16 protein-coding genes are annotated in these 12939 nt (G+C 38.2%); 11 read left to right on the top strand and 5 right to left on the bottom strand.

The window, feature by feature from the left end; all coding sequences use genetic code 11:
- Window positions 1-51: 51 nt before the first annotated feature.
- Window positions 52-531 carry a hypothetical protein gene (locus tag KMHG_RS08220; protein ID WP_010288593.1) on the bottom strand — a complete coding sequence of 160 codons (480 nt, stop codon included), beginning with the start codon at window positions 529-531 and terminating at the stop codon, window positions 52-54.
- Between the two features lie 107 nt (window positions 532-638).
- Between KMHG_RS08220 and KMHG_RS08215 the strand changes: the two genes are divergently transcribed.
- The 6 genes from KMHG_RS08215 to KMHG_RS08190 all read left to right on the top strand — a co-directional run bounded on the left by KMHG_RS08215 (window position 639) and on the right by KMHG_RS08190 (window position 6037).
- The gene (locus KMHG_RS08215; protein WP_010288592.1) at window positions 639-1835 is read left to right on the top strand and encodes an NAD(P)/FAD-dependent oxidoreductase; all 1197 of its coding nucleotides are present in this window, start codon (window positions 639-641) and stop codon (window positions 1833-1835) included.
- Window positions 1836-2036: 201 nt separating this feature from the next.
- On the top strand, window positions 2037-2837 hold the full coding sequence (locus KMHG_RS18375) for a hypothetical protein (RefSeq protein WP_010288591.1): 801 nt from the start codon (window positions 2037-2039) through the stop codon (window positions 2835-2837).
- 138 nt (window positions 2838-2975) lie between these two features.
- Window positions 2976-3152 carry a hypothetical protein gene (locus KMHG_RS19070; RefSeq protein WP_154647366.1) on the top strand — a complete coding sequence of 59 codons (177 nt, stop codon included), beginning with the start codon at window positions 2976-2978 and terminating at the stop codon, window positions 3150-3152.
- A 67-nt stretch (window positions 3153-3219) separates the two neighbouring features.
- Window positions 3220-3915, top strand: coding sequence for a response regulator transcription factor (locus tag KMHG_RS08200; protein WP_010288589.1), 696 nt, complete (start codon window positions 3220-3222; stop codon window positions 3913-3915).
- Window positions 3908-5311, top strand: a complete 1404-nt coding sequence (locus KMHG_RS08195; protein ID WP_010288588.1) for a sensor histidine kinase — start codon at window positions 3908-3910, stop codon at window positions 5309-5311. The genes KMHG_RS08200 and KMHG_RS08195 overlap by 8 nt, the downstream gene beginning before the upstream one ends.
- 186 nt (window positions 5312-5497) lie before the next feature.
- Window positions 5498-6037 carry a hypothetical protein gene (locus KMHG_RS08190; protein WP_010288586.1) on the top strand — a complete coding sequence of 180 codons (540 nt, stop codon included), beginning with the start codon at window positions 5498-5500 and terminating at the stop codon, window positions 6035-6037.
- 115 nt (window positions 6038-6152) lie between these two features.
- Here the strand turns inward: KMHG_RS08190 and KMHG_RS08185 are convergent, their stop codons facing one another.
- From KMHG_RS08185 to KMHG_RS08175, 3 genes are all read right to left on the bottom strand, one after another.
- On the bottom strand, window positions 6153-7013 hold the full coding sequence (locus tag KMHG_RS08185) for a hypothetical protein (protein WP_010288585.1): 861 nt from the start codon (window positions 7011-7013) through the stop codon (window positions 6153-6155).
- A gap of 247 nt (window positions 7014-7260) precedes the next feature.
- Window positions 7261-7803 (bottom strand): hypothetical protein, encoded by a 543-nt coding sequence (locus KMHG_RS08180; protein ID WP_010288584.1) that lies wholly within the window; start codon window positions 7801-7803, stop codon window positions 7261-7263.
- A 201-nt stretch (window positions 7804-8004) separates the two neighbouring features.
- On the bottom strand, window positions 8005-8421 hold the full coding sequence (locus KMHG_RS08175) for a MarR family winged helix-turn-helix transcriptional regulator (protein WP_010288583.1): 417 nt from the start codon (window positions 8419-8421) through the stop codon (window positions 8005-8007).
- Between the two features lie 156 nt (window positions 8422-8577).
- Between KMHG_RS08175 and KMHG_RS08170 the strand changes: the two genes are divergently transcribed.
- Window positions 8578-8982, top strand: coding sequence for an organic hydroperoxide resistance protein (locus KMHG_RS08170; protein WP_010288582.1), 405 nt, complete (start codon window positions 8578-8580; stop codon window positions 8980-8982).
- A 147-nt stretch (window positions 8983-9129) separates the two neighbouring features.
- Here the strand turns inward: KMHG_RS08170 and KMHG_RS08165 are convergent, their stop codons facing one another.
- On the bottom strand, window positions 9130-10569 hold the full coding sequence (locus KMHG_RS08165; RefSeq protein WP_010288581.1) for an aspartate ammonia-lyase: 1440 nt from the start codon (window positions 10567-10569) through the stop codon (window positions 9130-9132).
- Window positions 10570-11151: 582 nt separating this feature from the next.
- Here KMHG_RS08165 and KMHG_RS08160 point away from each other — a divergent pair.
- The 4 genes from KMHG_RS08160 (at window position 11152) to KMHG_RS08145 (ending at window position 12910) form a co-directional block, all read left to right on the top strand.
- Complete coding sequence (locus tag KMHG_RS08160) at window positions 11152-11535, top strand: hypothetical protein (RefSeq protein ID WP_010288580.1); 384 nt, start codon at window positions 11152-11154, stop codon at window positions 11533-11535.
- A 115-nt stretch (window positions 11536-11650) separates the two neighbouring features.
- Window positions 11651-12049: an NUDIX hydrolase gene (locus tag KMHG_RS08155; protein ID WP_010288579.1), complete on the top strand. Its 399-nt coding sequence runs from the start codon at window positions 11651-11653 to the stop codon at window positions 12047-12049.
- Window positions 12042-12530, top strand: a complete 489-nt coding sequence (locus KMHG_RS08150) for a DUF1648 domain-containing protein (RefSeq protein WP_010288578.1) — start codon at window positions 12042-12044, stop codon at window positions 12528-12530. Before KMHG_RS08155 ends, KMHG_RS08150 begins: the two co-directional genes overlap by 8 nt.
- A 71-nt stretch (window positions 12531-12601) precedes the next feature.
- Window positions 12602-12910: a DUF3243 domain-containing protein gene (locus KMHG_RS08145; protein ID WP_010288577.1), complete on the top strand. Its 309-nt coding sequence runs from the start codon at window positions 12602-12604 to the stop codon at window positions 12908-12910.
- Window positions 12911-12939 lie beyond the last annotated feature (29 nt).

Raw genomic sequence — 12939 nt, 5'->3', positions numbered from 1 at the left:
ATGTTTCATTTGAGATCGTGTTTTTACACTTATGTCCCAGTCTCTTTTTCATTAAAATTCATATTTGTCGCGGTGATTATTACTTGCTGGCAATACGATTGAGATTAAAGCCAGGAAAATTAAAAAGCCGACGAATGTAAAGACATTGAAAAATACGCTCGTTGAATACGCATTGATCATAGAAAAGACGACTTCGTTTTGTTGACTGTTTAATGCATTTTTTAATTGGAAAGCATCACTCATCGTACGGAATACGACGATAATTGTAATGACACCGTATAGCACCATTAAGACGATGCGTGTACGACTCGAAAACATGCGATGGAAATCACGTAGTAAAAATACCGTTACGACAGCGAAATAAACGATGAAAATAAATCCGAGTTTAAAATATAAGCCGTTGTATAAGTCATTTCCATTTTTCGTATACAAATCAATATCAAAAGCTGGTGTTAATACGTTCATACTTGTCCAGACAAAGATGGTCGCCAAACCGGTTAAAAACATTGTGATATATAAAGTTAATTTCAAAATACGACCCTCCATTCTGCTTTGCTACTATAGTATATCAAAAACTAATCGTTATGATGAGGCATTTTCTAAAAGATTTTGTGGAATATATAGAGAGAGGTGATGATATGAAATTAACAAACGGACAATTATTTTGGCCTGAGATAACGGATTCATTTGATGTCGTCAATACAGTAACGAGAAGTCATTACGATACGATTATTATAGGTGGTGGCATGAGTGGTGCGCTTTGTGCATACGAGTTAACGAAACGTGGATTAACAGTACTCGTTATCGATCAACGGAACTTTGCGTGCGGTAGTACGAGTGCGAATACAGGATTACTTCAATATTCGAATGACATTATGTTGAGCGATTTAATCGACCAAATTGGTGAGACGGAAGCGGTTCGCTTTTACAACATGTGTGTAGAGGCGATGACAGACTTGACGACGCTTGCGAAAAACTTACAACACGACACCGATTATATCGAGCGTCCTAGTATTTATTACGCATCGACGGACGAAGATGTTCCGAGATTGCAACGTAATTATGAAGTATTAAAGAAACATGGCTTCGCGGTCGAGTATTGGGACGAAACGGAGATGGGCAAACATTTGCCGTTTACGAAAAAAGCAGCGCTCAAAACGTACGGTGATGCCGAAGTGAATCCAGTGAAATTTGTGCAAGCTGTATTAATGGAAAGCAATGCGCAACTATTAGCAAATTGTTTTGTCGATCAAGTAGAAAGTGTAGACGATATCGTTCGTGTCACGACATCATTCGGTGAATTTACCGCTTCGTCTGTCATTCACGCAACGGGCTATGAGACACCTGTAGAAGGTAGGCGTAACGGCGCGAACATTAATCGCTCGTACGTCGTCGTGACAGAACCGGTCGATCTTTCAAGTTGGTATGAGCGCGCACTTATTTGGGAAACAGCGCATCCATATTTATATATGCGAACGACTGTCGACAATCGTGTCGTGATTGGTGGATTAGATGAAGAAATTTCGACGCCACCGAGTGAAGAAAAAAATGCGCAACATGCGGAAACTTTATTAAAAAAAGCGGCGTCTTTATTTCCGCATTTGGATTTAAAGCCTGCTTATATTTATGGTGCAACGTTCGGTGAATCTCAAGATAATTTACCATTTATCGGAGAACATGAGATGATGCGCGGACAATATTATTTGTTAGGATATGGCGGCAATGGCACGGTTTATTCGATGATTGGTGCTAAAATACTTGCCGACTTAATTCAACGTATACCGAATGCAGCTGCTGCAATCGTCAAATTAGGACGTCCAGCGGGCATCGACTAAAAGTATATAGTGATAATGAATGTGTGAATGTTAACGTATTGTGATTGTATTGACATAAATGTTATAAAAACGTTATAAATGCCTCTTTTCGTTGTAAAATTGTTAAGAACATGCCATTCCCATTTCCGATATAATTACTATAGTGATAAAGGGTTCTTTGTGTTAAATGAAAATTACAGGTATACTACAAGAGGAAATGGAGTGAAACTTATGCAAAAAATGATGCTTTTAACGGCAGCAGCCGTTACGATGCTAGCAGCTTGTGGCAGTGCAGAAACGTCTAGCGAAACGAGCGCTAACAACGAGCAAGCACCAGTGACTCAAACGACAGAAAGTACTGAGGCAGCTGAACAAACACAACCAGCTGAAAAGGAAACGACTGACGTAAGTGAGCAAGATGAGTCCACAACCGAAAAATCAACCGCTACTGAAACGACAACCGATGCATCTGTGAATGCAACGACGGAAGAAGAGGATGAAGCGGAAGAGGAAGTAGTCGCAAAAAAAGAAACGAAATCAGCAACGACAGAAGTTTCTTCAAAAGTTACAGAGAGCGATTTATCAAAGCCGCTTTCATTAAATGAACAAGCAACAGATGATTCAATCGTTTTATATGATATGAACGATGATACATTTATCGCTACACGCGTAGATTACAATTATGCGCAAGATGGCTCTCAAACAAAGAAAATTTTAATGATGCTTTATGATCGTTATTATAATACGTATTTTAATAGCTATGCGGTATCAAAAGACGAGACGAAAATTGTGCTCGATTTAAATGGCCAAGGCATGCTAGAAAATAACTTTGCTTATGCACAAGAGAATTATGTTGAAATTATTACATCTCTTTTCGCAAACTTCCCGAAATTACAAACGGTCGAGTTCAAAGTAGACGGACAAGCGGAAGCACTAGATGATTTCCCGACAACGTCTCGCAATGAATGGAAAAAAATGATCGATGCAAATGGTTACAATGTAGATGTCGTAAGCAACGATTAATTGATGGATAAAGTGTGGAGTTGTTACAAACGATTTGTGACGACGCCACGCTTTTTTTCTATTTGTTTCGAAATGTTCATAGGTTCCGCAGACGTCATTCTTTATAATAAACATATCGAATGAAACGGAGGAATCAAGATGTCGACGAAAAAATTGATGGTAGCGATGCTCGTTATGGCGCTCATGACATTTACAGCTGTTTATTTAACAGCTGTATTTGAAAACTTATGGATTTGGGGCATCTGGTTTATTTTATTAGCGTTGCTTACGTGGGCTGTATTGTTTAAACCGAAGCGCCGTCATACAGAACAATAAGTCAAGTAGAATCGCGCACTGTTGCGCGGTTCTTTTGTTATATTATATGTAATAAGGAGTGATTGTATTGCGATTATTAATTGCCGAAGATGAAGTGCTCATGCAAGATTTATTGCGCATGCACTTAAGCGAAGATTACGATGTTACGATTGCCAAAGATGGCGCGGAAGCATTAGAAAAAATCAATTTAGAACAGTTCGATGCCATTTTATTAGATATTATGTTGCCGTACGTAGACGGCTTCACATTATGTGCAGAAATTCGCCGTATGGGACAAACACCTATTTTAATGTTAACAGCCCGTACTGAAATTGAAGACCGTGTACGCGGCTTAGAATTAGGCGCAGACGACTATTTAGTCAAACCGTTTGATTTTGCGGAGTTAAAAGCGCGCATTCATGCGTTGATTCGTCGGGCGAATATTAAAGAAAATAAAAAAGAGACTTCTGTCATTCAGTACGGGTCATTTAAAATGGATATTCAATCGTTTAGCGTCTATGTCGATCAACAAAAAATTGATTTAACGGTAAAAGAATTTGAGCTGTTAAAACAACTTGCCCTTGCACCGAATCAAGTGTTTACACGCGAAGATTTGTTGCAATTGTTATGGGAAGAAGATGAAGAACGTGACGGTCGTGCTATCGATTCGCACGTCAAAAATATTCGTTATAAAATGAAAAAAATTGGGGCAACGTCAAAATTAATTAAAACGGTGTGGGGCTTAGGTTATCAGTTTGACGCGCCGGAGCAAGCACATGTTTAATCGCGTCGGATTTAAATGGGGCGTGCTCATTATGACGCTCTTTTTAATTATTTTGTTACCACTCGGTGTCCTCGTTGATCGTTTGTTTGCGAATATTTATACCGATTATGTAGATGCGTCTGTCGAAAAAGTCGCCTCACGTGCTGTTATGCAATTAGAGAAAGAGCCGACACTCACGACAGAACGCATTAATTTAATGTTGAGCTTAAGCAATGACGCCATTATCGTTTTTGATAAGCAAGGAAAAATTTTATCACGCTCGGCGTATGAATTTTTTGAAGGAGAAACGATTGGGACTGAGTGGCGCCATCAACTTGAAACAGGGAAAGATGCGTATGTCGGTGACCGTATGGAAAATGCGACAGGTGCTCGCTTCCATTATATCGGTATGCCGCTAACGAAAGACGGTCAATACAATGGCGGCGTCCTCGTTATGTCGAATGTAACGAGCTGGTACGACACGATGCAGCAAGTCCGCTATTGGATTTTGCGTTCAGTCATTTTAGCGATTTTATTAGCGTTCGTTTATACGATTTTATTATCGTGGCGTTTATCGCGTCCGCTTGTCAGTATGACTGAGGCAACGAAAAAAATTGCAAAAGGGCAAGAAGCGAAAATCGATATTGCTTCAAATGACGAACTTGGTACGCTCGGAAAAGGCATTAATGAGCTGAGCGTCGAACTCAACAATTATCGAAAAAATCGTAGTGAATTGCTCGCGAACATTTCACATGAATTAAGAACGCCGGTATCGTATTTACAAGGGTATGCGCAACTTATTGAAAAAGGTCAATACGAGTCAGAAGCGGATTTAAAACGATACGCAAACATTATCGACCAAGAATCGATACGCCTTTCTAAACTTATTCAAGACGTATTTGATTTATCGAAAATGGAAGAAGGCATGATGACATTTTATAAGCAAGCGGTCGATATTGAGGAGTTGTTAGAAGGCGCAGCCGATAAAGTATCGTTGAAAGCACGCGAAAAATCTCTTGCCCTTCGTGTAGATATTGATGGACCACTTGAAGATTTAGAAACAGATGGTATGCGCTTTGAACAAATTATTTTAAATTTACTTCAAAATGCAGTGAATTATACTGAACGAGGAGAAGTCGTTTTACGCGCTTATGAAGCACATCAACAGCTCATCATTGAAGTATGTGACACAGGTGTAGGAATTCCAGAAGCGGACTTACCTTTTATTTTCGACCGCTTCCATCGCGTTGAGAAATCACGCGTTCGCGATAAAGGTGGCACTGGACTCGGGCTGGCGATTGTGAAAGCATTGACGGAGGCATTGGGTGGCGAGATTCACGTAGAAAGTATAGAAGGAAAAGGTACGATATTTAGATTGTCATTTCTTATGCACACTTTTTCCACAAATATAAAGTAATATACAATTACAATCTCATTGTATCACTCGTCCCCCGAGTGACAGCAGGTTTAAAGCGTCGTTTTCTTGATTTCATACAAGAGAAGGACGCTTTTATTATGCATTTTATGAAATTATACAATTATTAAATTAAACAAATAATGATTATGATAATAAATGGGTATACATAAATGAGGGGGGAAGTATATGAACATACGAGACATTTCTACCGAAGCGCGTTTCGTTTTATCGGCGATTGCATTGCTCATTATCGGCATGTTAGTGACGATGTTTGCGCCGTTTATTTATAGCGAAACGAAATATTTTTCTGAAGATGCCATCGTTTGGATTATTCCGATGACTAATTTTTGGCTACTCGGTTTAGCATTTATCATTGTGATCGTTATGTTATTACTATTGGCATGGCGTAGAAATATGTGGACTTATATGATGAGTGTCCTATTGATTGGTGCTGCACTTTTTGTCGGTTATTTATCTTTTTTAAGTGTTACTTTCATACGTGAGACTGGTATTGAACAACGCGACGTGTTAACGACACACGCTTATACGTGGCAAGAAATTGACCACGTCGTATTAACATATGACGAGCGAAATCAAGAAATGTATACGTTTACCCCAAAGAAGGGGGAGCCATTTACGCTAGCGCAAAATGCAAAAACAGCTAGTGCAGGATTACAGTCGTTACTCTCGGAAAATGATGTGCCATTTGAGGAACGGGCGGAATAATTGAAACATGAAAAGATTGCACATGTCGCAATCTTTTTTAATGTAATATAAAAAGACCGCCCAAAAGCGATCTTATCAAAGGATTATAAAATTATTAAATTATGAATTTATACAATTAAACAGTTGCTTTGTTTGTAAGTGCGCCGTTTGCTTCTTGTAAATCGTCCATTACTAATTGATTCATACGACAGAAATGCATTAAAAATTTCATCGCAGCAGCTTGTTCTGCTTCATCTTCTTGAATGCCTACGACGTCTTTTAAAATACGTGCCATCCATTCGTTGTTGAAGTAACGGTGCTTGCCAGATTTCCATGCGATTTTTGATTCGTTTTTCTCGTCTTTGTAATAGTTCCAGAATAACATTTGATCTGCTTCATCTTCTGATAACTCGATACGGTAAACAGAGTGCGCTGGAATGAAGCCATCTGTACATGTTTTACCGATGAAACGTTCTTTCACCATATACATACCGATAATACGACGCTCTTCTTCTTTTGCGCCTGGTGCAAGTGCTGTTAATAAAATCGCACTATTTGCATGTAAACGTGTTGGTTTTGAAGGCATGCCTTTGTTTTTACCGCTTTTAATTTCGCCAGCAAATACTTTCCACTCTTTAAATACTTCATCTTGTTCAACAGCATCGCAGTCAAAGACCATTTGCGCGGCAGGATGCATTTTATAATTTTTCATTAATTTTTCATGCTCGACTTTTAAAGCATGTAATTTCTTTTGCTTCGCAGCTTCTAGTTCTTTTTGTGCTGCTTTTTCCTTCTCAATCGCTACTTGGTGCTCTACGATCTCAGCCATTTCTGATTTTAAATCATCTTCAATTACTAAATGTTGTTGGAATGCATTCGGGTATACAAATTTCTTTGTACCTTCTTCAAATGCAATTTCAATACTATTTGCTGTACAATCGATAATTTGTCCAGCACCGAAAGTTTTATGTGTCACTTTTTTGTTCAATAGATCCATAATATTAGGTTCCTCCTTGGAGTACGACCATGTTTGGCGTCTCCGCTTCTTTAAAGCGCACACAACTGTATGTTTAAAAGGATATAAAAAGCATACCCTTACCTGATCGAGCAAATGTCGTTTAACAGGTTGCGTAAAATCTAATTATACCATTAATATTGGTATTTCTCCTTTAAAAAGATTATAATGAACGATTACCGTCTTATAACGCGAAAAAAAAGCCTACAACTTGTAGGCTTTCTGGTCATTATTTGGTTACTTTGATCAGTGCTTCTTTAAAACCAGTTTTACTATTTTTCTCTAAAATGATGCCGCGATTTTTCGCAATGTAGAACGTTGTCGCGTCATTCAAATTTTTCACGACGAGCACATTTTTATATGTTTTACCGCCAACCGTTACTTTTTTCGTCGTAGAAACGACTTTGAATTTATGCGTACTGCCGACGTCTGAAATTTTTGTGATTTTGCCCGATTTTACCGGTGTATCAATCCACAATACGAGTTCATCGTAGTTAGCGATGAAAAATTGATCTTTTGACGCACTATAAAAAAGTGAGACTTTGTTTGAATTTGGCTGTACGAAAGCTTTTTTGCTTTGATTATACTTTAATTTATACGTCGATGAAGTACCATGAATGGTCGTTCGATATGTGTATGTATATGTTGTGCTCGGTTTGTATTGTTTTAATGCTGAGACAGAAATCGTTTTTGCATCCGCGTCAATTGGCGTTGTCGTGATAGTGCTTGCGCCACCGATAAACAATGCAGCCGCTAGTAATAATTTTTTCAATGAAATTCCTCCTTTTCTTATATTATACGAAATATGGAAATGCTTTTCATCATAAATATAAAAGAGGCTGGGACAAAACATTTCATTTTCCTTTTTAAGTGTTCGCAACAAAAAACCGGAACCGCGCCACAGCGCGATTCCGGTTTTTCTTATGCTCATTTGAGACCGTGTCTTTACACGTATGTCCCAGCCTCTTTCGTGTTATAACGTTTTGACAATTTGTTGTAACGTAGCTTTTATTTCCATAAATTGCTCTTTCGTAATGTCCATATCTTTAGAGACGGCTTCTGCCACGCAAGGTAGCTGTGTACGAATGTCACGACCTTTTTCGGTTAACGATACGTTCATTTGACGCTCGTCGTGTTTTGCACGCGTACGATTAATATAACCTTTTGCTTCTAATTTTTTCAGTAAGGGCGTTAGCGTGCCTGAGTCTAGATGAAGGCGCTGCCCAAGCTCTTTCACGATTACTTGTTCTTCTGGCTCGATAGACATCATCGTAATGTAGCCGGTGTAAGTCAGATCATACGGTTTCAGCAGCGTTGTATATTTTTTAATAATTTCTTTCGATGTGACATACAATAAAAAGCATAGCTGATTATCTAAATAATTCGTCATAGTAACTGTTAACATTCTCCTTTATGAACCGTTATATGTTTACGTTTATAGTAGGTAAAAACAAATTACTTGTCAAATACAATTAAATTGTATACAATCTATTTAACGAATTAAATTGTACACAATTTAATTGGACACGATTTGGAGGGAATGTATATGAAAACATTATTTACAACGAAAATGATTAACGAAGGTGGCCGTAGTGGCGAATCTTTCTCAGAAGACAAATCTCTATCGCTTAAAATCGCACCCCCAGGCTCAAACGTAGCAGATGCGACGAATCCAGAACAATTATTTGCAGCAGGCTATAGCGCGTGTTTTAATAGCGCATTAGACCTTTTAAAACGCCAACAAAAAATTAAAGGCGCTTCTACGGTTACAGCTGTCGTTCACTTAGTTGAAAAAGCACCATTTGATTATATTTTAGCTGTAGAACTAGAAGGCCATATTGAAGGATTATCATTAGAAGAAACACAAGCATTACTTGAAAAAACACATGAAGTTTGTCCGTATTCAAAAGCAACTGTTGGCAACATTGATGTAACGATCAAAGCTGTTTAAATGATGAAAAAAAGAGGCTGGGACAAAACAGTTCTTAGCGTTTGCAACAAAAAACCGGAACCGCGCCACAGCGCGATTCCGGTTTTTCTTATGCTCATTTGAGAGGGTGTTTTTACACGTATGTCCCAGCCTCTTTTTGCTTTTTTCTTATTTTAATCCATCTACATTATGTTCAGCGCGATATTTCGCTAAGTCACCTGAAATACCAGGTGTTGTTAAACCGTATGGGCTTAAAATTTTGTCGATTTCTTCTGGTGTGAAGTGACCGTACTCTACACATAGTTGACGAACTGACTTGCCTGTTGCAAGTGCTTCACGTGCAATACGTGATGAAGATTCATAACCGATGTATGGTGATACCGCTGTAATGATACCGATGCTGTTTTCAACATAAGCAAGTAAGCGTTCTTTGTTTGCTTTAATATCTTTTAAGCAGTACTCTGTGAACACTTCAAATACGTTGTCCATAATTTGTAGTGATTGTAGTAAGTTATAAACAAGTACTGGTTCCATAACGTTTAATTCAAATTGACCAGCTTCTGAAGCCATTGAAATCGTTAAGTCGTTACCTGCTACTTGGAAAGCAACTTGGTTCATTACTTCAAGCATAACTGGGTTTACTTTACCTGGCATGATTGAAGATCCTGGTTGGCGTGCTGGTAAAATTAATTCACCAAGACCAGCAGTTGGACCTGAAGCCATCATACGAATGTCGTTCGCAATTTTAGACATATTTAACATACATACTTTTAACACTGAAGATACTTCTGTATAAACGTCTGTGTTTTGTGTACCGTCGATTAAGTTTTGTGCTAAAGCGAATGGATAGTTCGCATTTTTACGTAAGAAGTTAATCGCAAGTTCACGGTATTCAAGGTCAGCGTTTAAACCTGTACCGATTGCAGTAGCACCAAGGTTAACTGTTAATAAGCTTTCTTGTGCTTTTTTAATACGTGTAATGTCACGACCAACAACTGATGCATAGGCTTCAAATTCTTGACCTAAACGAATTGGCACCGCATCTTGTAAGTGCGTGCGACCCATTTTTACGATATCGTCAAATTCAACTGATTTCGCAACGAATGTGTCTTTCATTTTTTTCATCGTTTTGCCTAATTTTTGAATCATTGCGTGTGCAGCGATATGGATCGCTGTTGGGAATGAGTCGTTTGTTGATTGTGCCATGTTAACGTGGTTGTTCGGGCTAATAATATCGAAGCGACCTTTATCGTAGCCTAAAATTTCTAGTGCACGATTGGCGATGACTTCATTTGTATTCATGTTAATAGAAGTACCGGCGCCACCTTGAATCGGATCTACCACAAATTGATCATGCCATTTGCCAGCGATAATTTCATCGCAAGCTTCAATAATAACGTCCGCAACAGATGGCTTTAATTGATGTGTTGCTGCGTTTGCTTGTGCAGCTGATTTTTTAACAATTGCCATTGCGCGAATGAGCTCAGGGTGAATTGTGTAACCTGTGATTGGGAAGTTTGCAAGGGCGCGCATCGTTTGTACGCCATAGTAAGCTGTATTCGGAATTTCTAATTCACCTAAAAAGTCATGTTCTTTACGTGTATCCATCGTAGTGTGTCAGGCTAGGCCTGACCGTCACCTCTCTTTATATCAATATATTTTTAATATTTATACATAATTTTTATCTAGTTATATGACGCCTTTTTAGACCATCAATACTATAACGCCTTTTGAAAACGTTCACAACTATTTTGTTCGAAAAACGTCACAATTTATAACCAATCTCATTCTGGCATATATTTAATCTTAAATCAAGATAGAAAATTCAGAGAAGACATATTTTTTTGAAAGTCGAACGAATGGCTAAAAATATCGCAAAGAACGTTTGAAATACCAAATAATTTCGAGCTATTTTTAAAAGATGTACGGCTTTTAATAGGAACATTTTCTTATATAGTAGGAAAAGAAATGTACGATGAAAACAGAGAAAGTCGTCATACGTCATGACAAATTTGTGAAAAAGTGAAGCCGTGATGAATAAATTGAAGGAAATTGTGATGCAATGCCTCGGAACGATGATAAAATAAGAAACGTAGGAAATCGTAGACGTTCTTGATGAAGAACATTATTTTTGAACGGTTGCACGAACGCTATTAAAAAAGCGTCGTGTCATCATATAGGAGGAAGACAATGAAGAAACTTGGTTTAGCATTAATAACAGCTTTAATGGTACCGGCACTTGCAGCTTGTACAGAAGAAGCACCGACACAAGCGTTTGATTTAAAAGGACAAAGTGAAGATTGGGAAGCGGTGTATGCCATTTCTCAAGAGCCATCTATTGGTCAAAAAACACATGCGCTTACATTAACGTATATCGGTGATGGAGAAGTGCCAGAAAAAGTGAAATATGAAATGCCTTCAGAAGATGTTAAAGGGGAAGGGCACCCTGTCGTGAAAAACTCAATTAAAGTATCTGAAACGTGCGATGAATGTGAGCTCGCAACAGAAGATGATAAAAAATTAACGGTGTCATTTGATGGCAAAGAAGAAATATTAATTTTAAAGAAACAATAATAGTAGAAGAATGAAGAATCGCTTCGTGCGGTTCTTTTTTTATGCGTTAAAAACTGCTTCAACGACGATGTTTTTTTAGCGTTTGGGTATAATAGTAAAAAAAGGGGTGGATATTATGCATGAACGCAGTGGCATTGTATTAATGAAAGAGGATGAACTAGCACTGATTAAACGTGTAAAAAATGGGCGTACGTATTATACGTTCCCAGGTGGTAAAGTCGAATGGGGAGAAACGTTAGAGCAAGCAGCCGTACGTGAAGCGAAGGAAGAACTCGGCTTAGACGTTGCGGTCGGTCGTTGTTTAATCAAAGTACCGTACGAAGGCACGCAATATTATTTTGAAGCGGTCGCAACGGGTGGCGACTTTGGAACAGGACAAGGGGAAGAATTCGTACATAGCGACCCGAACAATACGTATGAGGCTGTATGGTTACCGCGTACACAATTGTTGCAACATACGATTATTCCACACGAAGTTGTCACCTATTTACTTGAGGTTTATGGTCATGAATGATCCGAAGGCGTTAAAAATACGCGTGCCAAAAACTTGGGTGGAGAAGGTAGCAGATGTTATCGGTATTGCGGCCATCATTTTTATGTTCGTCTATATGATTTGGCGTTATAGCGCTCTTCCAGAGACGATACCGGTTCATTTCGGAGCAAATGGAGTGGTTGACCGTTACGGTTCTAAAAGTGAACTCATTCCGTTCCCGATTATTGGATTGTTCATATTTGTTTTGTTAACGGCATTAGAACGGTACCCACAAGCATACAATTATCCAAGCCGTCTTAATGAAACGAATGCAGCGGCGTTTTATAAAAACGCGCGTCAATTATTAAATTACATTAAAAATTTATTCGCACTTTTATTCGCTTATTGCACGTATGTCATCATGAATTTGACGGGTGAGCTATCATTTGTTTTTTGGCTCATTCTTGCGTCTATTTTCGTGATTATTATAATCGGTATCATTAAACAGGCGAAAATACGTTGAAAAAAGTTTAAAATTATCATTTCAGGGAAATCTTTATATTGTAAGCCAAATCCTAGGAGGAATGAAAAAGTATGAGTGAAGAATTAAACAAGATTACCGATAAGTTGTCAGAGTTAACTCCGGAACAAAAGGAAGAAATTTTAGATAATTTTTCAAACTTTAAAAGTTACTTAAAGGACCAATTGGCAAAAGGAGAAAAATTAGGCTTAAGTGATGATCTATTAGCGAAAGGTGCAAAATTCGTTGCCGATCATTTAGCAAAAAATGAAGAGCCTAAAAACCGTGAACAAAAAGTATTACAAGAGCTATGGAAAGTAGCGGAAGAAGATGAGAAGAAAACGTTAGCGAAACTTCTCGTAAAAATGGTACAAAGCGAATAATGATATATAAATAAAGAGGTGTGCTGATG

The organism is Kurthia massiliensis, assembly GCF_000285555.1.
Lineage (GTDB): Bacteria > Bacillota > Bacilli > Bacillales_A > Planococcaceae > Kurthia > Kurthia massiliensis.
Note: the sequence above shows the minus strand (reverse complement) of the source record. Positions and strands in the feature narration are given on the sequence as shown.